This window comes from Pseudidiomarina taiwanensis (genome assembly GCF_003987435.1).
In the GTDB taxonomy this organism is placed as follows: Bacteria; Pseudomonadota; Gammaproteobacteria; order Enterobacterales; family Alteromonadaceae; genus Pseudidiomarina; species Pseudidiomarina taiwanensis.
Genome location: NZ_PIQG01000004.1, coordinates 73,249 through 95,905, shown reverse-complemented (window position 1 = coordinate 95,905; position 22,657 = coordinate 73,249). Strand labels below are relative to the sequence as shown.

The following is a 22,657-nucleotide window of genomic DNA, read 5'->3' as shown; positions in this document are numbered from 1 at the left end:
CTGGTGCGATGAGTCCTTTTTGCACAGACTTATCCACAACTCATTCACAGCCTTGGTCGAGTAATGAAGGTAGCGCCACAGGCGACCCTATGGCATCCTTACCCCATGATTGTGATAACCCATGAGCTTGCCTAAATGAGCGCTACAGTACCCGAAAATCCCTTTATTTTGGTCGACGGTTCGTCCTATTTATTCCGAGCCTTCTACGCACCACCCCACTTAACCAATTCGGCGGGCGAGCCGACCGGTGCGATCTACGGTGTTGTGAATATGCTCCGTAGCCTATTGTTGAAATACAAACCAAGCCATATGGCGGTTGTATTCGATGCTAAAGGCCCCACGTTTCGTAACGAAATTTATTCTGAATACAAAGCTCATCGCCCACCGATGCCGGATGATTTGCGAGTGCAAATTGAACCATTGCATCAGATTATTGAAGCACTCGGTTTGCCGTTGCTTTGTATTGAAGGGGTTGAGGCTGATGATGTGATTGGTACTTTAGCCCAGCAAGCCAGCCAGGAGGGTCGGTTCACCCTGATCAGCACCGGCGATAAGGATATGGGGCAGTTAGTCAACGACCATGTGATGTTGATTAACACCATGACGGATACCTTGCTTGATGAGCAAGGGGTGATTGATAAGTACGGTGTTCGTCCCGATCAAGTCATCGACTACTTGGCACTGATGGGGGATAGTTCGGATAATATTCCTGGGCTACCCAAGGTGGGCGAGAAAACTGCGCTGGCAATGCTGCATGGCATGGATTCTATCGATGCCATACTGGCCGATCCCGATAAACTTGCGGAATTAAGTTTTCGAGGCGCAAAAACCATGCCTGCGAAAGTTCGCGAGCATCAGGATATTTTGCAACTGTCGCGCGAGTTGGCGACCATCAAGCTCGATGTTTCACTGGATTTCGCTCCTGCTGAACTTGCCCTCAAAGAACCAGATCCTGAGCGTTTGCAAGAACTCTATCAAAAATGTGAATTCCGCCGTTGGCTTGCCGATTTAACCGAACGCGGACCGGTTTCTGTGCGCCATCAACAGGATCCAGGCGAGTCGCAACAGAGTGAACTCAATAGCCAAGGCTCATTGCTTGAGCAACCGATTCAGCACGATGCCTATCAAGTGCTCTTCAGCGAGGCTGAGTTGCAACCATGGCTGGACAAGCTGAGCCAGGCGGAGCAGTTTGCTTTTGATACGGAAACCACCAGTCTGAATTACATGGAAGCAGAGCTGGTAGGGGTCTCATTCGCGCTTGAACCCGGGCATGCTGTCTATGTGCCAGTGGGTCATGATTATCCGGGTGCGCCCGAGCAGATTAAGCGTGAACGCTTACTCGAGCTATTACGCCCCTTATTAGAGGCAGAGCGTCCCGGTAAAATCGGCCAGAACCTGAAATATGATAGTCACATTCTGCGCCGTTATGGTATCCGTCTCGCGGGTATTGCAGATGATACGATGTTGGCATCATATGTGTTTAACAGTGTCGGCAGTCGTCACGATATGGATAGCTTAAGCCTTAAATATTTGGGGCATAACCCTATCTCGTTTGAAGCCATAGCCGGTAAAGGCGCGAAGCAACTGACGTTTAACCAGATCGCACTTGAGCAGGCGGCACCTTATGCCGCTGAGGATGCTGATATTACGTTGCAGTTGCACCATAGATTATGGTCTGAAGTGAGCGCAATTGAGCCGTTACACCGGGTCTTAACCGAAATTGAGTTGCCGCTCATTCCAGTGCTCGTGGATATGGAGCAGGCGGGCGTGCAAATCGATGCGGATTTACTTAAGCAGCAGAGTAAGGAGCTTGCCGAGAGTTTGGCTAAACTTGAAGCCGAAGCCTATGCGATTGCGGGGCGCGAGTTTAATCTTGGCTCACCTAAGCAGCTACAAGAAATTCTATTCGATGAGCTGCAACTGCCGGTGTTGAAGAAAACGCCGAAGGGCGCCCCATCAACTGCAGAAGATGTGCTGCAAGAGCTCGCCTTAGACTATCCGTTGCCGCACATTATTATGCAACACCGCGGCTTGAGTAAGCTGAAGTCGACGTATACGGATAAGTTACCGAAGATGATGAACCCTTCGACGCATCGCATTCATACTTCTTATCATCAAGCGGTCACGGCAACCGGGCGGTTATCGTCTTCTGACCCGAATTTACAGAACATTCCGATCCGAACGGCCGAGGGCCGCCGTGTACGGCAGGCGTTTACCGCACCAAAGGGATACAAAATTGTCGCTATCGATTATAGCCAAATCGAGCTGCGGATCATGGCGCACTTATCGCAAGATAAGAGTTTGCTTGATGCCTTTTCTAAAGGACGAGATATTCATGCGGCGACGGCCGCTGAAGTGTTTGGTATCGCTTTGGAAGATGTGACAACCGAACAACGGCGGCGCGCAAAGGCGGTTAATTTTGGTTTGATTTATGGCATGTCAGCCTTCGGTTTGTCTCGTCAGCTTGATATTCCAAGGCATGAAGCACAACAGTATATGGATAAATATTTTGAGCGCTTCCCTGGCGTTTTGGACTATATGGAACGCACCCGTGCGCAAGCGAAGCGGCAAGGTTACGTTGAAACCTTGCTGGGTCGGCGTTTACAGCTACCTGAAATTCGAGCGCAAAATGGCGCGCGTCGCAAGGCTGCCGAGCGAGCTGCGATTAATGCCCCGATGCAAGGCACAGCTGCAGATATTATTAAGCGTGCCATGATTGATGTGGCCCAATATCTCGCTAAGCATGCACAAGCAGGTGAAGCACGGATGTTGATGCAGGTCCACGATGAATTAGTGTTTGAAGTGCGTGAGGACTGTGTGGAGCAGCTGACCAAAGCCTTAGTGAAGGTGATGGAGCAAGCCATTGCACTGGATGTGCCGTTAATTGCTGAAGCAGGGGTTGGTGACAATTGGGATGAAGCGCACTAAAACCTCAATAAAATCAGTTGGATATGTATAGATCTTAAAAAAATTGGAGAATTTCTGAACTTTTGTAAAGAGGCTCAGTCTGAACTATTGAAAGGCGCATTAAACGAGAAGTTGATTTGGTACGTTTGACCTTTCGAGATGTTCTCTCCCTGGATTGTAAGTTCTTTTGCCCGGCTCATTGAGTCGGGCTTTTTCTTGCCCGTTTGTTGGCAATCCAAACCCCCATCAAAATTGCACATAACCCAATCGCATGCTGCAAAAAGAAAGGTTCTCCATCAATAACGCCCAAAATAAGCGCGATGATTGGAATCAAATAGGTCACCGAGCTGGTAAACGTAGTGTCGGTTAGCTTAACAATGGTATTGAGCAAAATGAGTGCAGCGGCGGTGCCGACAATGCCTAAAGTCAAAATGGCGCTGAGCGACCAAAAGAATTGTATGTCTTGTACTTGGGTCGTGACCGGGGTTGCAACAAACAAGTAAATGAGCGACGGCGGCGCCATCAGAGCCAGCGAAACACCGGTAATGGTGAGCGCTCCAAGGTCATGAATTTTGTGTTTGATCACGTTTAAATTCAAACCGTAGCAAATCGTGGCGACAATGATCAGTAAGCCGTAGCTATTAAAACTGAACTCACCCGTTGCCGAGGCGGTAATCAATAGGATGGTTCCCACTAATCCAAGCAGGATTCCAAGCCATTGTTGCGGTCGCACAACTTGCTGATAAAGGGTGACGCCGATAATTAAGGTTGCCAACGGGGTAAAGGTATTCAGTACTCCCGTCACGCCACTAGGGAGCTCGGTTTGTGCGAAGGCAAATAGAAACGCTGGGATGAGGCTGCCGATAGCACCGACTGAAAACAGTAAGGGCCAGTGGTGACGACGCACTTGACGGAGGCGGTGCAAAATAAAGGGGAGTAAAACGAACCCAGCGGAGGCCATGCGGATGGCTGCGACTTGGTCAGGACGAAAGGCGAGTAAGCCTTTCTTCATAAGTAAAAATGAGGCACCCCAAATACAAGCGAGCGAAATAAGGAAGACCCAAGCTTTTACTGGAGCGGACTCATTCGCCTGCATCGTCAGATTCATCCACCGCATCGTTGAGCCAGCGAGAGAGATGCGCCTCAACTTGCGCTAAGCCAATTTTTGTTAACGAAGAAAAGGCTTCGACGTGAACATCACCACCGAATACCAGAGCGGCTTCGCGGGCTTTTAGTAAGGTGTTCTTGCGTGCGCCAGGTTTGAGTTTGTCGGCTTTAGTGAGCAAGATCAGCACTGGAATTGCGGAGGCGGTTGCCCAGTGTAAGAGCTCCTGGTCAACGTCCCGATACGGATGGCGAATATCCATCAATACGACTAAGCCTTTGAGTGATTGTCGTTTTTGTAAATATTCGCTTAATGCGCGCTGCCACTTTTCTTTCACCGCAAGCGGGACTTTGGCATAGCCGTAACCGGGCAAATCGATCAAACGCTGCCCAGGTGCAACTTCAAATACATTAATAAGCTGGGTTCGCCCTGGTGTCTTCGAGGTGCGGGCCAAACTTTTTTGGCGAGTCAGCGTATTCAGTGCACTCGATTTACCCGCATTTGAACGTCCCGCAAAGGCGATTTCAACACCTTCGTCAGCGGGAAGCTGACGAATATCCGCGGCACTGGTGACAAAAGAGGTCGGTTGGAAGTTAATGCTTACGCTCATAAACTGATCTTCAATATTGGGAATGCGTATGCTAACACGATTAAGCGTTTAATCCTTAGAAGTTTTGTGTAAAATAGCGTCTATATCATCATCCATAACAGAGATATCGATCATGAAAAATATCGCCTTGTCCGTTGGAGTACTAGTAGCGGGTCTATTCGCTGCATCATCGGCTGCTTATGCCGCTGAAGGGGATGCTGAAGCTGGTCAAAGCAAAGCAATGGTCTGTGCGGCCTGTCATGGCCCGAATGGTAATTCAGCTTCGGGAATGTACCCAAGCCTTGCCGGTCAACATGCGTCTTATCTTGCTAAGCAGTTAACTGAATATCGCTTAGCGGCGCAAACCAATGGTGAACAAGGCCGTGCCAATGCGATCATGCAAGGTCAGGCAATGAATTTGAGTGACCAAGATATCGCTGATTTGGCCGCTTACTTCTCAGAGCAGACGGCTGAAATTGTGGGCGCTCCAGAAGATGTCGTTGCGGCGGGTGCCAAACTCTACCTTGGTGGTGACGAGGAGCGTGGCTTGACTGCTTGTGTGGCATGTCACGGACCACGCGGTGATGGCATGGGATTAGCTGGTTTCCCAGATATCTCAGGTAATCACCCAGAGTATATTAAGGCTCAGCTTGAGATGTTCCGTAGTGGTCAGCGTAACAATGATTTGAATGGCATGATGCGTGACATTGCGAAGAAAATGACTGATGAAGATATCGAAATTTTGTCGCAATATCTTGCTGGTCTTTACTAAAATAAGCTTAAGATAGACTTAAAAAAGCAGCCGATGGCTGCTTTTTTTGTTTTAGTTAACGTTAAAAAGCACAGCAGAACCCCTGTAAAACCAAAGGTTAAGCCTAAAAGTTATTAAAAATATTTTTTTTATAGTATAAAAATCATTGATAAAAAAATTCGGATCAGTAGTCTGAATGCCATCGAAACCGACAGTGTGCTTGGGTTTAACGCACTCCCAGCTGGTCGATTTAGGTCAAAATTAGGATCCAGGGAATAATCATGAGGCCACGGAGGCCATTTAATTAACCTAGCATTCATAATAATTCTAAACGCTCGGTTAATGCGCTAAACAAATAACAATAACAACAAAACGCTCACGGAAGATAAAATTTCACAACATGGAAGCGTTTGACAACCGTTCTCTAGTTCGCACGTGCGCTGTGTGGCAGATTGAGAATAAATTAGGCGATGATTTCATCGCCTTTTTTATTGCTTGCGAATCCCTCTTCTTTACCCGCATTTTCAGTTAAACTATAGCCATCTATCGACTGACATATATTCTGGAGAGTTGGCATGACACGTCGTAAAAAATCTCGACAGCCAGGTCCACTGGCCCCTAGCAAAAAGCCCCGTGAAGAGCTTCAGCGTGACAGCCAAACCAAAGCAAAGCGTAATAAAGGCCACAAGCCAGGTTCGCGCCATAACTTAACCCGGGCCAAGAATGAGGCTAATTCGGTCAAACCGGAGGAAAAAGATTCCCGGTTTGGCAGTAAGAAGCCTGTTACTCTGATTGCCCCGCAAGCGCTCGTCAGTGAAGTCGCCGACAAGCCTCAACCGACTGCACAGCAAGAACTCGAGGCGTTGCAAAACGATACCAAATTGCAGCGCCTGATTGCTTTGCTTGAGGCGGGTGAAGAGCTCAGTGAGAGCGATCTAAGTTATCTCGACAGCCGTACTGAACGGTTCAATCAATTGGCTGAAGAACTGGGTCTTGAGCTAGATGATGACGATGATGAGCTCGATGACTGGGAGGATGAAGATGATTATTGAGTTGCCTTGGTGGGGCTGGGCACTGGTTGCAGTTGGCTTGGCAATATTAATTGGTTTGGCATTTTACGCCGGGCAGTTATTACGCCAGTTAAAACAACAGCGTCAGCAACAGCAACAAGCACTTGATAAGCGTAATGAGCGGCTGCACGAGAGTATCGTCACTATCGCCAAAGCGATGGAACAAGAACAATGCCCTTTTTCGGAGGGAGCGATTCGTTTGGTGGTCTTATTAGACTTGCGTGCAGAGCCGAACAAGCCTGTTTATAGTGAGTTATATCCAGCGTTGCACGAGATGTATGAACGGATCAAGCACATGCCGACGCATGAGGCACGCAAACAATACCCGAAAGCAGAAATTCGCAAGATGGACCGTGAACGCGAAGGCTATGAAAAAGAAATGGCGGACATCATTATGCAAGATGTCCGCCAGTTGTTGAAAGATTTTGGTGTTCGTAATTAAGCTTTATTGCTTATAAACCACACCGTCTTTCATCACCAGATCGATGTTGCCGAGCACCGAGATGTCGGCTAACGGATCAGCATCAACTGCGACGATGTCTGCCCGTTTACCTACTTCGATGGTACCGATGTCATCAGCGCCGAGCAGTGTTGCGGCCTCGCGCGTTGCACTGCGAATCGCCTCAAGCGCAGGCATACCGGCTTCGACCATGTAAACAAACTCACGCGCATTTTCGCCATGATCAAACACGCCAGCATCTGTACCGAATGCGATCTTTACGCCGGCAGCATAGGCTTTAGCAAAGGTACCTTGAATTTGCGGACCAATGGCTGCAGCTTTAGGGCGCACCACTGCTGGAAAGAAGCCGTCAATTTTAGCGCGTTCAGCAACTGACTTGCCTGCAGTAATGGTCGGCACGTAATATACGCCATTGGCTTTCATCGCGTTCATGACTTCATCGTCCATGTAAGTGCCGTGTTCAATTGAATCGACACCCGCTGCGATCGCACGGAGCATGCCTTGCTTACCATGAGCATGTACAGTTACTTTCATTTCGTAGTCTTTCGCGGTGGCCACGATGGCTTCGAGTTCGTCCATCATAAACTGTGGATTTTGCCCACTCTTAGCTACACTGAGAACACCGCCGGTGACGGTTAACTTAATCAGGTCTGCCCCCGATTGGTAGCGCGCACGAACCGCTTCGCGGGCCTCATAAGGACCATTTAAAACGCCGTCAGCCGGTGTCGGTGAGTCAAGTAAGCCCGGCTTAGCCCCATTGGTCGGGTCAGCATGCCCCCCAGTTGTTGCCAGTGATTTGCCAGACGTGTAAATACGAGGGCCCACCACTTTGCCGCTGTTAATAGCGTTGCGTAGAGCAATACTTGCATCGTATGAATCGCCAAGATCACGGACTGTGGTGAAACCAGCATCCAGTGTTAACTTGGCATAATGAACCGCATCTAGGGTCACATCAGGTCCGCTTTTAACATAGCGATCCATATAGCTTCCCGCACCTAATTGCGAGGTGAGGTGAGTGTGCATATCGATAAAGCCGGGCATCACGGTTCCATTGCGATGGTCGATGACGGTATCATCTGCGGTCGGACGTTTGAAGCCGCGCTCAATCGCTTGAATACGTCCTTGGTCGATGACAACGGTTACATTCTTTTGCGGGTTGGCATCAGTACCATCGATAAGCGTCCCTGCATAAATTAAAGTATCGGCATTCGCTGTTGTGCTGCACGCCGCAACAACCAAGAGGCCAAGAAGTTTACGCATGATCTTTTCTCCGTTAATAGGGCTATTAGACAAGCCTAAAAACACCATAAATTGTGATGTCTTTAAGAGCAACCTATTTAACCGTCGATTATCGCAGGGGCAGGCTAAACTAACGCAGCCGTTCCGAAATTGTTATACTTAGCCCCTGCCGTAGTCGGCTTCAATCAGTTTAGCCAACAGGATGAGAAATTATGTTTGAGCGTATCCGCGAAGATATCGATAGCGTTTTCAAGCGCGATCCAGCTGCCCGTACGCGGTTCGAGGTGCTCACGACCTATCCAGGCCTGCATGCTATTTGGCTCCATCGGCTAAGTCACCGACTATGGCGGCGCAATTGGCGTTGGCTCGCGCGTTGGCTGTCGACGTTCGGGCGCTGGCTAACGGGCGTTGAAATTCATCCAGGTGCAGAAATTGGTCGGCGCTTTTTTATCGATCATGGTATGGGTGTGGTCATAGGCGAAACCGCACAGATTGGTGACGATGTCACCTTGTATCATGGGGTTACCCTAGGTGGGACGAGTTGGAATAAAGGGAAACGTCATCCTACCTTACGTGATGGAGTGGTGATTGGCGCTGGAGCGAAAGTGCTGGGACCGCTGGAAGTTGGCGAAAACGCACGAATTGGTTCGAACGCCGTGGTCGTTCGGGATGTACCCGCAGATTCAACTGTGGTTGGGATCCCTGCGCGAGTTGCCAAATCAGCGCAAACAAGTGCCCAGAGTAAACGCCGAGAGGCTTTAGCCAAAGCCTATGGTTTCGATGCTTATGCGGTTGCGGCCGATAACCCAGACCCAGTTGCGACCACCATTGGACGACTGTTAGACCATATTCATCTGCAAGACCAAAAGATTCATGATTTATGCCAAGCGGTAAATAAATTGGGCGGAAATGTGTGTGACGAGATCCCTGAAGTCAAAATTGATGATGAGGATTTTATTCACGCGGAGCAAGAAGCCGCGCAGCAGCGCCAACAAAAAAAGCCGGTCGAATGACCGGCTTTTTGAATTCTGATAAGCGTTTCAGCTTAGCCAGGAATAACGTTCTCAGCTTGTGGACCTTTAGGGCCTTGAGCGATAGTGAAAGTTACTGCTTGGCCTTCAGCTAAGGTTTTGAAACCGTCTGATTGGATTGCGCTGAAATGAACAAATACGTCAGGGCCTGACTCTTGCTCGATGAAACCAAAGCCTTTAGCTTCGTTAAAGAATTTAACTTTACCAGTTACTGTAGACATGCTGAATTCCTCGTAGTGCATGTGAAAATCTAGGGTATTGCTAATAAAAATACGTGTATTACTGATGACTTCCAAAACGAGGCACAACATTAGACTTCGTAACAGGCCACAACAAGACAGCCGAATTTTTCTAGCGCGGTAAGTATACACACTAATTAACTGCTGTCAATTTAAGCATTTGCGGAAGCGACGTTGTTTTTGTATCTGGGGATTGAGTCTATACTGGTTTTCAGAGTACATTGTAAGGAAATCAGGACAAGGACCAGCTATGAATGCTCCTGCTCAATTGAGCCCTAATAATATGTGGCAAGAGTTTCGCCTAGTCGCAATGCGCACCATATACGCTGGTGCAAGTATTGTCTTGCTCGTCATTATGCTGATTAATGCTTTATTTGCTTACGTCTGCTACTCGTTCTTGCCGTTTGATTATGCCTTGCGCTTAGGCGTCTCGATGTTGGTTCTGATTGGTGTCGGGTCAATGTTCTTGATTATGATGCTGAAGATGCAAACCAGTCTATCGCATTTGACCAAAACCGATCAGTTGACCGGCGCCTACCATCGCGAATATTTAACGGATTTTATGCTGCAACAAATCGAGCGTTCAAGCCGGGACAGCAAAGCTGTCTCCTTGATTAAATTAGACGTCGATAAGTTCCGCGATATTAATGATCGGTTTGGCTATATGCTCGGAGAAGAAGTGATTCGCGAAACGGCGAATCGATTACGCCGGGTCTTGCGCGGTCAAGATATGATTATTCGAGATAAAGGGGCAGCATTTACTATTATCTTACCTGATACCAATCTTAATCAGGCGGCCGCTGCGGTCGAGCGGATTCTTGCCGAAATTCGCTCGGAGCCATTTAAAGTCAAATCGATGCTTGTGACCGTTACTGCAAGTGCCGGTGTCGCTCAGTGGCATAAAGGTTATGATTGGGGTAAATGGCTCGAACTTGCAGAAGATGCCATGGATCTTGCCAAGCGTGGCGGGCGCAATCGCGCAAAACTTGCGCATTAAATTTGCACCTTTGCGCGGCGCTGTTTAAAATGCGCCCCCTTATTAGTAGAGGAGCGTGTCATGGCACCAGTTCTTATTCTTATGGGTTCGCAATCGGATTGGCCGGTTATGCAAAATGCAGCACAAATGCTGAAAGACCTCGGCGTCGAATGGCGCGCCCAAGTTGTTTCTGCACACCGTACTCCAGACTTACTGCAAACCACCATGGCGCAAGCGGAACAAGATGGCGTACCTGTGGTGATCGCAGGTGCCGGCGGAGCCGCACATTTGCCGGGAATGTTAGCCGCATTTACCGCTATCCCAGTGCTTGGGGTTCCCGTTCCGAGTAAGCAACTTAAAGGCTTGGATAGTCTTCTTTCGATTGTGCAAATGCCAAAGGGCGTGGCCGTTGGTACGCTTGCGATTGGCACTGCTGGGGCAGCCAATGCCGGCTTGTTAGCTGCACAAATTGTTGCCAATCAAGACCCTGCCGTACGTGAGCGCGTGCAAGCATTTCGCGCTGAGCAGCGCGAGAAAGTCATGAATGGTCCTGAGTTGGAACTGCCAGAATGAAGCTATTGTTCATAGGGGATGGCCAACTTGGTCAAATGCTGGGTCGCAGCGCCATTCAACATGGCCATGAAGTTTTGCTTTACAGCACCCGTGAACACACTATTAAACCGCTTAGTGCCCAACTGAATCTGCCGCTTAGCCTAGCTGAGGCCATTCGCTGGTCGGATTGTGTCAGTTGGGAGCATGAAGACATTCCGGCAGAAGTTCTAACTGCCGCACAGGCGAAATTTTTATTCGATACCAACCGAATTAAAGGCTTAACCGACCGCCGCACAGAGAAGCAATTGTTTGACGAGCAGCAGGTCGCGACGTCGCCTTGGTCTGCTTTTAGCACTCCTGCTGAGCTCACTGAAATCTTGGCGCATAGCGATGCCGCGCAGGTCATCAAAGCTGCTCGCGGTGGTTATGATGGCAAAGGGCAGTGGCGCTTCCAACCCGGAGATGCAATCGAGCCGTTGGCACAAACGGCTGGCCAGCAAGCGGGTATCGTTGAGGCGATGATCCCGTTCAAGCGCGAAGTCTCGCTCGTCGGTGCGCGTGGACAAGATGGTCAAATCGCCTGCTACCCATTAGTCATAAACATTCATCGCCAGGGCATTTTGAGTCATACTTTCGCGGGTTTGACTGAACCTGATACGCAGCTACAACAACAAGCCGAGCAAGCTTTTGCGAAAATTACCACAGCGCTCGACTATGTTGGGGTATTGGGGGTTGAATTCTTTGTCGTTGAAGAGGCGGGCAGTCAGCGTTTGCTGGTCAATGAGATTGCTCCTCGGGTGCATAATTCCGGGCACTGGAGTATGCAAGGTAGTAGCCATAGCCAGTTTGACCTGCACATCCGCGCCTTGACTCAGATACCGCTCGGCCAACCCACTATCCGACCAACTTTGATGTTGAATGTGATTGGGGTGGCTGAAATCCCTTCAGCTTTATGGCAAGACGCGCGTTGTCAATGTCATTGGTACAATAAAGCCGCGCGTCCCGGGCGCAAAGTGGGCCATGTGAATATCCAAGTCGACTCGCTTGAAGAAGCTGAGCAGTGGGTGACCGAGTGGTCACCGCGCTTGCAAACTTTAGCGGATTAACTGGCCCGAGCTTAATTCCAAAGTTGCTGTAACCATTGATTCATTGCGACGATTTGCTCGGCGCAGACTTGATGCTGCATGGTAAACGTTTGATAAGTGACGGGGTAACCCGCTTGAGTGAGCCAAGTGGCAGCCCGCTGGCCGAGTCCTTCTGGCACAATCGGGTCTTGTAGCCCATGTTGGATAAGAATGGGTAACGTTTCATTTGCTGTTGCTAACTGTAACGACTCTTGAGTGGCGAGATAGGTCGATAGCGCCATCAGTCCTGCTAACGGTTTGGGATAGCTGAGTGCCGTCTCGTAGGCGACCGCGCCCCCTTGCGAAAACCCCGCTAAGAGAATGTTTTCGGTCGGCACGCCTCGGGCGACTTCTCGTTCGATTAATTCAATAACGTTTTGAGCACTCGCGCGCAACTGAGTTCCGTCGACTTCGCGCTCGATACTCATCGATAAAATATCGTACCAAGCCGGCATCCGCATGCCGCCATTGACCGTCACCGGTAAGTGCGGTGCGTGCGGGAAAATAAAGCGGACGCGCACGTTCGGAGCAAATTGTAAGTGTGGAACCAGTGGCGCAAAATCATTGCCATCCGCGCCTAAACCATGCAACCAAATCACGCTATGCGTTGCAGAACCTTGTTGTGGCTCGATTTCTACACAATTAAGTTGAGTCATTACGAATTTTCCTTGTGACCTTTTCCAAGCCCGCCACTGATCACCAATTGCATGGCGTCAGCGGGTGACATATCAAGTGGGGTGACGCAGTGGCGTGGAACCATGACCATATAGCCGCCAACCATATAACTCATCGGTAAATAAACAGCGACCTCATCATCGCCAAGGCATTGCGACAGTTTATCGCGTGCTTGATTATGTTGCCGCGTAACGATGCCGATAAGCTTTGTTTCGGTTCCCGGGAAGTTTACCAAAACCACCGATTCTTTGGCGAAATTCTTGCCTGCCATGAGGTCGAAAATATCCGTCAGCGTCGCATATAAACTGCGCAGCACCGGCATCCGTTCCATAATTCGACCGGGTAGCATCCAGAGTCGATTGAGGGTGGTCCAACGGGAGCTAAAGCCGATGATGACCGCGATAACTAAAAAGCTGACAAAAGCTAATCCAGGCAGATAATAGTGATCGCCCAAGACGCTCAGCCAAACAGGGCTGAGCCAGGCCTCGATGGTGACCAATAGCCAACGGACGAGGGCGATCGTCACGATAATCGGTAATAATATCGCAAGCCCTTTGAGCAAATACTGTATGGTTTTTTTCATTGTGCTAATCTCATGTGTCTAAATCGTACAACTGAGCGGATCGCTGATGAAACTATATGGTAGTTATACCTCGCCCTTTGTTCGGCATTGTCGCATTGTCCTCGCTTTAAATCAGCAGGATTATGAATTTGTTCCTACCGATCGTGCTGGCTCTGCTGCTGGTTCACCCACTGCACGCGTTCCTTTTTTTGAGGATGGTTCGGTTAAACTTTACGACTCGGCTTCAATCATCCGTTACTTGCGGGAGCAGCATGGCGAGGCGTTTTGCCCGACCGTAACAGACTATGAGCAATTTTGCTTGGTCAACACCTTGGTGGATACCACAGTAAACGTTTACCTGTTACAGATTGATGGCCTTGGTCCGCAGCAAAGTGCTTATTTAGCGCGTCAGCAGACTCGAATCGAGACCTTATTAGCGCAGTTCGAACAACATGAGTTAGAAACAAACACGCCTTATTCTGATGCGGCGTTAAGGCTCGGATGCTACCTCAGTTGGGCGGTTTTTCGGGGCTTACTCGATATTACAGCATATCCAAACTTGCAGGCATTTTTGGCACAACTCGATGGTCAACCTTGGTTTGCTAATACCCATCCTGCATTAGGTTAAAACAACAAGGAGAATAACATGAAGTATTGGTTAGGCGCGTTAGCGGTTGCGATAGCAACGGGCTGTTCGCCACAGCAACAGAGTGAGAATGATGTGCAACAGAGTTCGGTAAATTATCCAGAGACACGACAAGGCGAAGTGGTCGATACTTATTTCGGCACGGAAGTGGCTGATCCTTATCGTTGGCTTGAAGATGATCGCAGCGCCGAAACCGAAGCATGGGTTAAGGCGCAAAACGAAGTGACCTTCGATTATTTGGAGCAAATTCCGTATCGCCAACAGATCGAGGATCGCCTGAGTACGCTCTGGAACTATGAAAAAGTCGGGGCGCCGTTTAAAGAAGGCAAGTACACCTATTTCTATAAGAATGACGGGTTGCAGAATCAGTATGTGGTGTATCGTACCGACGCTGAGGGCAATACCGAAGTTTTCTTAGATCCGAATACCTTTAGTGAAGATGGCACCACAAGCCTGGCGTCTTTGAGTTTCTCAAAAGATGGCTCGCTGGCTGCCTATGCAATTTCTGAAGGTGGTAGTGATTGGCGGAAGATTATTGTCATCGATACTGAAACCAAAGAACAACTCGAACCTGAGCTTGTTGATGTGAAGTTCAGCGGGATTGCTTGGGTTGGTAACGAAGGTTTCTACTATTCAAGTTATGATAAGCCGGAAGGTAGCGAGTTATCGGCAAAAACAGATCAGCACAAACTCTACTACCATAAACTTGGAACGGCACAAGCCGACGACCCGGTAATCTTTGGCGGTACTGAAGCAGAAAAACATCGTTATGTGTTTGGTTCGGTAAGCGAGGATGATCGCTATCTGTTCATTTCTGCAGCGGTTTCGACCTCGGGCAATAAACTCTTTATGAAAGACCTGAGCCAGCCTGATAGCGAGCTAGTGACCATTATCGGCGATACTTCGTCTGACACCTATGTGCTCGATAATCGCGACTCCAAACTCTACTTGGTCACCAACTTAGACGCGCCGAACCAGCGTGTGGTGACGGTTGATGCGAGCGCACCGCAACCAGAAAACTGGGTCGATTTTATTCCGGAGCGAGACAACGTGCTCAGCCCATCAACGGGTGCCGGTTATATTTATGCTGAGTATATGGTCGATGCCATTGCTAAAGTCGAGCAATACGACTACGACGGCAATAAAGTGCGCGACGTAAATCTTCCAGGTGTGGGCAGTGTGGGCGGCTTTAGTGCGAAAGACGACGCCGAGGTGGTTTACTATACCTTCACCAATTACAACACGCCGGGCACGATTTACGCTTATGCTCCTGAAACGGGTGCTTCAGAAGTTTATGAAGCCTCAAAGGCGCAATTTGATAGCTCTGCCTACGAGTCAAAGCAGGTCTTCTATACCTCAAAAGATGGCACACAGGTGCCGATGATCATTACCCACAAAAAAGGTCTTGAGCTCGATGGTACGAATCCCACCATTCTGTATGGCTACGGTGGCTTCAATATCAGCTTGACCCCGTCATTTAGCATTGCCAATGCGGTGTGGCTCGAAATGGGCGGTGTTTATGCGGTTGCCAACATTCGTGGTGGTGGTGAATACGGGAAAGCATGGCATCGCGCTGGAACCCAGCAACAAAAGCAAAATGTTTTTGATGACTTTATTGCCGCAGCCGAATACTTAGTGGCTAACGATTACACGTCGAATTCTAAACTGGCGATTCGTGGTGGTTCAAATGGTGGCTTATTGGTCGGTGCGGTAATGACCCAGCGGCCTGATTTAGTGCAAGTTGCACTGCCAGCCGTCGGGGTTCTCGATATGCTGCGCTATCATACCTTTACCGCTGGCGCTGGTTGGGCTTATGACTACGGAACCGCAGAAGATAGCCCGGAAATGTTCGAATATCTGCTTGGCTACTCACCGGTTCATAATGTTAAAGCGGGTGTCAATTATCCGGCCACTATGATCACCACCGGTGACCATGACGATCGGGTGGTGCCTGCGCATTCGTTTAAATTTGCTGCTGAGCTGCAAGCAAAAGATGGCGGCAAAAACCCGCAGTTGATTCGGATTGAAACCAATGCCGGTCATGGCGCGGGTACACCGGTCTCGAAAACCATCGAGCAGTATGCCGATATTTACGCATTTACCCTATGGAATATGGGAGTGACGAGCTTACCGAAATAATCCGTAGCTCTCTTTGAAGGTAAAGAACCGCCAGCATTGGCGGTTCTTTTTTGAGGATTCAGTTTTGGTATTTATTTTGGTATTTGGGATTTTGGTCCATGCAGCGTTAATACGCTGACGATATTCTTTTCGATAGCCGTGGCAAGGTCGTATTCTAATACTTCGCGAGCCTCATCAAAGGGGATGTTTAATTCCATGATTCCCCAAGCTTGGTTGCGACCATGTACTTTACCCGCATAGAGCGCTAAATCTGCTAGCTGCAAAGTTTGTTCCCAATCCATTTGATTGTTATTTAAATCAGCAAATGGGTAATGAATAAACCCAGCAGTTACCGTGATCTCGATAAATTCATCCCCTGCTTTAACCGGTTCCGCCGCCATCTCATTGAGAATTCTTTGGGTGAGTTGGGGCAGCACATCGTGGTCGATATCGGTGAGATAAATCAAGAACTCCTCACCACCCCAGCGGATAATACGGTCAGTCTCTCGACAGAGTTGCTTAAGTCGTCTTGCAACTTCGACCAGTACAGTGTCACCGAGGTTATGGCCAAAGTCGTCGTTAATCTTTTTAAAATGATCCACATCGAGCAAAATCATCGCATCACGAAGCACTTTACGGTGACGGCGGTCTGCTTGTAACTGTTGTTGCAACGCGCGTCGATTAAACAGTCCCGTGAGAGGGTCGCGAATACTTTGGTCAGCTAGCCGCGTATTCACCTTAGCGAGTTTGCGGTTGGCGTTACGTGCAGCGCGATACAGCATAAAGACAATGACGGTCGCAAATGCTGCAAGCAATACCAATAAGCCCAGAATCAAGCGACTTTGTTTTTCGTTTTCAAGTAATTGCGCTTTTAATTGATTCTGCTGCTGAAGTAACTCGATTTGTTGCTCTTTATCCTTGGTATCATAAATGCTTTGCATATCTGCAATATATTGTTGCTGCTCTGCTGCATAGATCTCTTCGAACAGCTCGATTTGCTCTTGCAAGGCTCGCGCTTGTTCGCGCGGTCGACCGGCAATCTCATAAGCGGTCGCTATTTCGCCGAGCATTTCTGCCAATGATAGGCGCAGTTGATTATCGCGGTAATAGTCTATTGCCGCTTCCATTTGCTCTAGACCCGCTTGCTGATTACCTTGATGAACATCGACAAAACCAAGATTAAATTCAACTAGCTTTAAGGTTGCAGTGTCATTAATCCCTTCAGCAATACGGTAGGCACGATTAAGGACTTCACGGGCATCATCGTAGGCACCACGGCGAATATCGATATCACCGATATTGTTGAGCAGAACCACTTGAATCCCATGGGCAAAGTTGCGGGCGGCAAATTGTTCGGCATTGATATAACTCGCTAACGCAGCTTCGTATTTTTCTTGTGACGTTTCGATATAACCTTTCAAGAGCATTAGATCGCCATAAAACCACTCACTCATCCCGGTTTGCTCTGACTCTTTAAGCGCTTCATTCACTAGCTTTAGTGCGGCGTCATAATTTTTCAGTTCGGCATACACTCCAGCTGTTTCTTGCTTTAAATAAAGCCGCCGCAATAGGGAGCGGTCATTATCGGTTTCACTTACTGCTTCCTGTGCCGCAAGAAGGTGCTGAAGAGACTTTTGAAATTGACTGCGCTGCCCGTAAAAACTGGCAAGAAGGTTATTTGCGTAATAACGGATGCGTGGAATACTGGTTTGCACCAATGCAATTTCGATATCATCGAGCAAGGACACCGCATCAACTCGACGTTCTTGCAAAAGCAGAATTGCCATCTGAGTCGCATAAACTTCGGCTAATGAATCAGAGAAAGGGGCGCGATTAGCGAGCTGCTCTGCTTCGGCTAACTTTTGCTCCGCTGCTGAATAGTCCTGTAACAGAGCTCGTTCTAATGCGATGTAACTAAGGTTTCGAACTTTCGTCGCGACTGGGGTCGTAGCAGGAAGGCTTTGCTCAAGGGCTAACAAGCGCTGCAAGCGTTGCTTATTGTCGGTGATTTCAAGAATAGCATCCATCTCTTGCTCAAGGCGCTCATCAAGCACTGGAGCACTTGTCACCTGGACCGCATGGGCCGAAGTTATGGAGAGATGATGCAGCAGTACGAGCACACAGATCCCTGCGATCGCTAGCCACTTGGGCATGCGCAGCCGTGGCGATCGGTGCGAAACTGACAACATAGTCATTTACTCTCCACTAAATTATTATCATTATTGTTGTTAGCATTCGGACTATACCGTTAAGCTTATTAGGCTGTAAAGCATAGAGCGGCGTAATCCATGACCTAAGGAAACGGAATGAAACCAGCAACCCATATCATTTATTGGATCATCATTGTGGTGTTAGCGACGACTGTATGGTGGTTAAAGAGTGCCGAGCAAGCACTACCCCAATCATCATCGCAACAGCTGACTGACGCCCCTATGGTTGCTGCAGAGGCCCCAGCTAATCCAATGCCAATAGTGAATGCGCCAGTCACAAGTGTCGAGCCAAGCACTGTGCAACCCGAGCCAGTTTCGAATCTTGAGCGCTTACAGCAGCAAACAGGCGTAAATGATGAGCGTCCTGACCCAGGTCAAATGTACGGCTTGCTCAATGGTCAATTTGAACAATTACCCGATCATACCGACTGGGCCTTGCTACACGAGCAACGTTTATATGATGCGCTGCTCACCGATGAACCATTAAGGTCTCTGCAAATTGCTGGAATTGACTGTCGTGATGAAAGCGTCTGTCGGCTCGACATATTAAATACAGGGCAGTCGGTGCAAGAGTTGAGCCGACTCATATCACAGGCGGTTTTCCACCAAAATTGGGATAATCAGCGCTTTTCAGTGGTCATGCAATCGCCAGCCGAAGGGGAGCCCTTTGCGGTGTATGTGATGCGTAGCTCGCCGACCGAGGATTAAGATGATTGCTATCACTGGCGCACCGCTTGAGGCGCTTGATCAGGTTTGGCTCGCACAGTGGAATACGGCGGCCGAACGGAGCCAAGCTCAGGCTTATCAGCAAGAGCGGGCGCTGCAATTTTTAGCGGGTCGTGCGCTGAGTCGCTGGTTGGCCGTGACGGTCTTTAAGGTGGACAGGACTGCGGTGACGATTACCCGCAGAAGCAGCGGCGCTCCAGTGCTGAGTTGTGAGGGTGAGGTGTGTTCGATCTCGATTAGTCATTGCTCGGGTTACATTTGTACTGCTGTCGCGAAGCAAGGTCCGATCGGTTTAGATGTCGAAGCGGCCACCCGCGAAATTCCTCGCTCTGTGGTGACCAAGTTTCAGCAGGGGATTTTTGCCGAGGCTCGGCCCACCGAGTTGTTAAAGCGCTGGTTACTGGCTGAAGCTGTGACCAAAGCGCGAGAGGGTAAGTTGCTGACCACACTGCGTGAGTCCGCCGCAGAGCTGAGTCACTCTGCCAGCTACTTTGGGCAAGATAACTTTACCGTCTGTTGCTATGCGCCAAATCAGCAAAATTCACCGGTTTGGATTGATTTTAAGCAGCAGACTGACCTATCTTAGATAGTTCTATCGAACGAGCGATGAAAAGGTGCGGTTATGTCCGGTCAATTAAATTTTAAACACATGCCAAAAACTGCAGGAGTTTGGCTTGGTCTGTCGTTTGCATTGGTGGTAGCCGGGTGTTCGCCCGCTCCGGAGCAAGCGTCTTCACAAAGTGATGCGCCTGTCGCAGAGAAGGTACCTTTTGTGGTGGAATCAGAACATGGGAGTCGCCAGGACCCTTATTATTGGCTGCGTGATGATGAACGCAAGGACCCAGCAGTATTGGGTTATCTGGAAGAAGAGAATGCGTACTATGATGCTTATCGGGCTGATTACGCTGAGTTAACTGACACGCTGCAGCAAGAAATCATCGCTCGAATTAAACAAGATGATCAATCTGTTCCCTATGTGAAAGGTGATTACCGCTACTTCACCAAGTATGAAGAAGGTAAAGAATATCCGATTTATAGTCGGACTCATCTGGAAACGGGTGAAACGACGGTGATGCTTGATGTCAACGTGCTTGCCGAAGGATATGAATTCTTGTCGGTTTCGAACCTACAAGTGAGCCCAAATCAGAATTTGTTAGCCTACATGGTTGATACCACAGGGCGACGTCAGTATGAATTGCAAATCCGCGATTTGACCACGGGTAAAGACTTAGCTGATAGCTTAACAGGCTTATCTGCTTCAATCGCATGGGCAAAGGATAACCAGACTTTGTTTGTGATTGAGAACGACCCACAAACACTGCTCTCGACCCGTGTTCTCAAGCATAAAATTGGACAACCAGCAGATCAGGCCGAATTAGTATACGAGGAAACTGATAACACCTTCTACATGTGGGTGAGCAACACGAAAGATGGTGAATATGTCACAATTAACCTCGATCAGACGGTATCGGACGAAGTGCGCGTCCTCGATGCAGACACTCCTGATGCAGAGTTTCAGGTGCTGGCGCCGCGTCAACGCCACTTTAAATACAGCGCGGACCATATTGATGGACGCTGGATCATTATCACTGATTGGAATGCCCCGAACTTCCAGATCATGCAAGTCGCGGCAGATCAAATCGGTGACCGCAACGCTTGGCAGCCTCTTGTTGAACATGACCATGGTGTCTTTATTCAAGACATCGAGGTGTTTAAGGATTATTTAGCGATTAACGAGCGCCGCAATGGGTTACGCCAAATCCGCATTATTCCATGGGCAAATACCGATGAATCTGAAGTGATTGCCTCAGAAGAGGCCGCGTATACGACCCGTTTTGAGCGGAATGTCGAGCAGGATACTGAAATTCTGCGCTACACCTATACGTCATTGGTGACCCCAAGCACGGTATATGCTTACAATATGACCACGGGTGAACGTGAAGTGTTGAAGCAGCAAGAAGTGCCGGGATATGACCCGAGCCAGTATGCTACCGAGCGCACTTGGGCGACAGCTGCTGATGGGGTTCGGATTCCGGTCTCGTTATTGTATAAAAAAGACTTCCAACAAGACGGTACAGCCCCCTTGTATCAATATGCTTATGGGTCATATGGTAGCTCGTCTGATCCAAGTTTCCGGACCACAGTGTTCTCGTTGGTTGATCGCGGCTTTGTGTACGCCATCGCACACATTCGAGGTGGTCAAGAGATGGGCCGCAGTTGGTACGAAAACGGCAAACTACTCAGCAAAAAGAATACGTTCACTGACTTTATTGCTGTGACTGACCATCTCGTTGATGAAGGCTACGCTGCGAAAGATAAAGTTTTTGGTATGGGTGGCAGCGCCGGTGGTCTATTGATTGGTGCAGTGGCGAATATGGCGCCAGAGAAATATCGTGGATTAGTGGCTCACGTCCCATTTGTTGACGTGGTAACCACTATGCTTGATACCAGTATTCCATTGACGACTAACGAGTGGGATGAGTGGGGCGACCCGCGCGAGGAAGACTACTATGAATATATGTTGTCTTACTCGCCCTATGACCGAGTCAGTGCCCAAGATTATCCAGCCATGCTGGTCACAACCGGCTTGCACGACTCGCAAGTACAGTATTTTGAGCCTGCTAAGTGGGTGGCCAAATTGCGTGACATGAAGACAGATGATAATCCATTACTGTTCCGGACCAATATGACCGCAGGCCACGGTGGTGCTTCTGGGCGCTTCTCGCGCTTGAAAGAAATTGCCGAAGAGTATGCATTTATTATCGACTTAGTTGATGAGACTGTGGTTACTAACAAGTAATGGCGACACACTGGTGAGACTCCGCTCGGAGCAGGGGATTCGCCAGCAGCGGTGCTGCGTCGCGCCGACAAGCTGCTGTAAGAAGCCAAGCTAAGTGGGCGCGATCGGGTCTGTTTTGCGAGCGAATAGTAGCGGTTAAAACTCAGCGTTGTGATAGATATGCTGAACGTCATCACAATCGTTCAGCATGTCGAGGAACTTTTCCATTATCTCGACATCATCACCGCTGAGAGTTGTTTGAATTTGCGGCACATATTGAATTTCATCGACTTCGAATTCGAGTTCGGGTTGCGCTTCAAGCAATGCTTGTTTGGCTTTATGTGATTCAGTATGTGGTGCAAATACGGTGATTTTACCATCATTTACTTCGATGTCAGCGACTTCAACATCCGCCATCAGCAAGGTTTCCAGAACCGACTCATCATCTTCACCGGCAAATACTAAAATCGCTAAGTGGTCAAACATATGAGCGACACTACCTGGTGCGCCAATCTTGCATTTGGTTTTGGTGAAGCAATTACGGACTTCAGTAATAGTCCGGTTTGGGTTGTCGGTTAAGCACTCTACCATGACCATACAATTCCCCGGTCCGAAGCCTTCATACATGGCGGGTGAATAATCTTCACCCCCCACACCTTTGGCTTTCTCAATTGCTTTTTCTATCACATGGGCAGGAACCTGATCGCGCTTGGCGCTATCGATCAAGCTCCGTAATGCGAGGTTTGCATCGGGGTCGGGGCCACCTTGTTTAGCGACTACGTAAATACGCCGCCCATACTTGCTGTAAACCTTGCTTTTAGCAGCGGCAGTTTTAGCAATCGACTCTTTTCGGTTTTGATAGGCACGACCCATAACAATGCTCTCATGTGAATAAACT

General features: G+C 48.9%; 21 protein-coding genes. 13 read left to right on the top strand and 8 right to left on the bottom strand.

The annotated features are described in order from the left end of the window. The first annotated feature begins 135 nt into the window (after positions 1-135). Complete coding sequence (polA, locus tag CWI83_RS08470; RefSeq protein ID WP_126828065.1) at positions 136-2,928, top strand: DNA polymerase I; 2,793 nt, start codon at positions 136-138, stop codon at positions 2,926-2,928. A 175-nt stretch (positions 2,929-3,103) separates the two neighbouring features. On the opposite strand, the gene CWI83_RS08465 is transcribed toward polA, so the two are convergent. Further along, positions 3,104-4,015, bottom strand: a complete 912-nt coding sequence (locus CWI83_RS08465; protein ID WP_241969914.1) for a DMT family transporter — start codon at positions 4,013-4,015, stop codon at positions 3,104-3,106. After that, positions 3,990-4,622, bottom strand: coding sequence for a ribosome biogenesis GTP-binding protein YihA/YsxC (gene yihA, locus CWI83_RS08460; protein ID WP_126828063.1), 633 nt, complete (start codon positions 4,620-4,622; stop codon positions 3,990-3,992). Before yihA ends, CWI83_RS08465 begins: the two co-directional genes overlap by 26 nt. Before the next feature lie 112 nt (positions 4,623-4,734). On the opposite strand from yihA, the gene CWI83_RS08455 reads away from it, so the two are divergent. The 3 genes from CWI83_RS08455 (at position 4,735) to CWI83_RS08445 (ending at position 6,864) form a co-directional block, all read left to right on the top strand. Next, the gene (locus tag CWI83_RS08455; RefSeq protein ID WP_126828061.1) at positions 4,735-5,373 is read left to right on the top strand and encodes a c-type cytochrome; all 639 of its coding nucleotides are present in this window, start codon (positions 4,735-4,737) and stop codon (positions 5,371-5,373) included. Positions 5,374-5,927: 554 nt separating this feature from the next. Beyond that, complete coding sequence (gene yihI / locus CWI83_RS08450) at positions 5,928-6,404, top strand: Der GTPase-activating protein YihI (RefSeq protein ID WP_126828059.1); 477 nt, start codon at positions 5,928-5,930, stop codon at positions 6,402-6,404. After that, positions 6,394-6,864 carry a DUF2489 domain-containing protein gene (locus CWI83_RS08445; protein ID WP_126828057.1) on the top strand — a complete coding sequence of 157 codons (471 nt, stop codon included), beginning with the start codon at positions 6,394-6,396 and terminating at the stop codon, positions 6,862-6,864. Before yihI ends, CWI83_RS08445 begins: the two co-directional genes overlap by 11 nt. A gap of 3 nt (positions 6,865-6,867) precedes the next feature. Here the strand turns inward: CWI83_RS08445 and CWI83_RS08440 are convergent, their stop codons facing one another. Next, positions 6,868-8,142, bottom strand: coding sequence for an amidohydrolase family protein (locus CWI83_RS08440; protein ID WP_126828055.1), 1,275 nt, complete (start codon positions 8,140-8,142; stop codon positions 6,868-6,870). A 191-nt stretch (positions 8,143-8,333) separates the two neighbouring features. Here CWI83_RS08440 and cysE point away from each other — a divergent pair, with 191 nt between their 5' ends. Then, positions 8,334-9,134: a serine O-acetyltransferase gene (cysE, locus tag CWI83_RS08435; protein WP_126828053.1), complete on the top strand. Its 801-nt coding sequence runs from the start codon at positions 8,334-8,336 to the stop codon at positions 9,132-9,134. A 32-nt stretch (positions 9,135-9,166) separates the two neighbouring features. Here cysE and CWI83_RS08430 read toward each other — a convergent pair whose 3' ends face one another. Beyond that, positions 9,167-9,373 carry a cold-shock protein gene (locus tag CWI83_RS08430; protein ID WP_126828051.1) on the bottom strand — a complete coding sequence of 69 codons (207 nt, stop codon included), beginning with the start codon at positions 9,371-9,373 and terminating at the stop codon, positions 9,167-9,169. Between the two features lie 268 nt (positions 9,374-9,641). Here CWI83_RS08430 and CWI83_RS08425 point away from each other — a divergent pair, with 268 nt between their 5' ends. The 3 genes from CWI83_RS08425 to CWI83_RS08415 are packed head-to-tail and all read left to right on the top strand — an operon-like array spanning position 9,642 to position 12,025. Then, complete coding sequence (locus CWI83_RS08425) at positions 9,642-10,388, top strand: GGDEF domain-containing protein (protein WP_126828049.1); 747 nt, start codon at positions 9,642-9,644, stop codon at positions 10,386-10,388. Positions 10,389-10,448: 60 nt separating this feature from the next. After that, positions 10,449-10,940: a 5-(carboxyamino)imidazole ribonucleotide mutase gene (purE, locus tag CWI83_RS08420; protein WP_126828047.1), complete on the top strand. Its 492-nt coding sequence runs from the start codon at positions 10,449-10,451 to the stop codon at positions 10,938-10,940. Then, on the top strand, positions 10,937-12,025 hold the full coding sequence (locus CWI83_RS08415; RefSeq protein ID WP_126828046.1) for an ATP-grasp domain-containing protein: 1,089 nt from the start codon (positions 10,937-10,939) through the stop codon (positions 12,023-12,025). Before purE ends, CWI83_RS08415 begins: the two co-directional genes overlap by 4 nt. Before the next feature lie 11 nt (positions 12,026-12,036). Here CWI83_RS08415 and CWI83_RS08410 read toward each other — a convergent pair whose 3' ends face one another. Beyond that, on the bottom strand, positions 12,037-12,699 hold the full coding sequence (locus CWI83_RS08410; RefSeq protein ID WP_126828044.1) for an alpha/beta hydrolase: 663 nt from the start codon (positions 12,697-12,699) through the stop codon (positions 12,037-12,039). Further along, positions 12,699-13,301 (bottom strand): DUF502 domain-containing protein, encoded by a 603-nt coding sequence (locus tag CWI83_RS08405; protein ID WP_126828042.1) that lies wholly within the window; start codon positions 13,299-13,301, stop codon positions 12,699-12,701. The genes CWI83_RS08410 and CWI83_RS08405 overlap by 1 nt, the downstream gene beginning before the upstream one ends. Before the next feature lie 46 nt (positions 13,302-13,347). Here CWI83_RS08405 and CWI83_RS08400 point away from each other — a divergent pair, with 46 nt between their 5' ends. After that, a complete protein-coding gene (locus tag CWI83_RS08400; protein WP_126828040.1) occupies positions 13,348-13,908 on the top strand; it encodes a glutathione S-transferase family protein in 561 nt (186 codons plus the stop codon). 18 nt (positions 13,909-13,926) lie between these two features. Then, a complete protein-coding gene (locus CWI83_RS08395; RefSeq protein WP_126828038.1) occupies positions 13,927-16,065 on the top strand; it encodes a prolyl oligopeptidase family serine peptidase in 2,139 nt (712 codons plus the stop codon). A 71-nt stretch (positions 16,066-16,136) separates the two neighbouring features. On the opposite strand, the gene CWI83_RS08390 is transcribed toward CWI83_RS08395, so the two are convergent. Then, on the bottom strand, positions 16,137-18,239 hold the full coding sequence (locus CWI83_RS08390; protein WP_126828036.1) for a GGDEF domain-containing protein: 2,103 nt from the start codon (positions 18,237-18,239) through the stop codon (positions 16,137-16,139). Between the two features lie 111 nt (positions 18,240-18,350). On the opposite strand from CWI83_RS08390, the gene CWI83_RS08385 reads away from it, so the two are divergent. The 3 genes from CWI83_RS08385 (at position 18,351) to CWI83_RS08375 (ending at position 21,780) form a co-directional block, all read left to right on the top strand. Further along, the gene (locus tag CWI83_RS08385) at positions 18,351-18,962 is read left to right on the top strand and encodes a hypothetical protein (protein ID WP_126828034.1); all 612 of its coding nucleotides are present in this window, start codon (positions 18,351-18,353) and stop codon (positions 18,960-18,962) included. Between the two features lies 1 nt (position 18,963). After that, positions 18,964-19,566 (top strand): 4'-phosphopantetheinyl transferase family protein, encoded by a 603-nt coding sequence (locus CWI83_RS08380; protein WP_126828033.1) that lies wholly within the window; start codon positions 18,964-18,966, stop codon positions 19,564-19,566. A gap of 63 nt (positions 19,567-19,629) precedes the next feature. Further along, on the top strand, positions 19,630-21,780 hold the full coding sequence (locus CWI83_RS08375) for a S9 family peptidase (RefSeq protein ID WP_126828333.1): 2,151 nt from the start codon (positions 19,630-19,632) through the stop codon (positions 21,778-21,780). Positions 21,781-21,915: 135 nt separating this feature from the next. Here the strand turns inward: CWI83_RS08375 and CWI83_RS08370 are convergent, their stop codons facing one another. Next, on the bottom strand, positions 21,916-22,632 hold the full coding sequence (locus CWI83_RS08370) for a YebC/PmpR family DNA-binding transcriptional regulator (protein WP_126828031.1): 717 nt from the start codon (positions 22,630-22,632) through the stop codon (positions 21,916-21,918). Between the last annotated feature and the right edge of the window lie 25 nt (positions 22,633-22,657).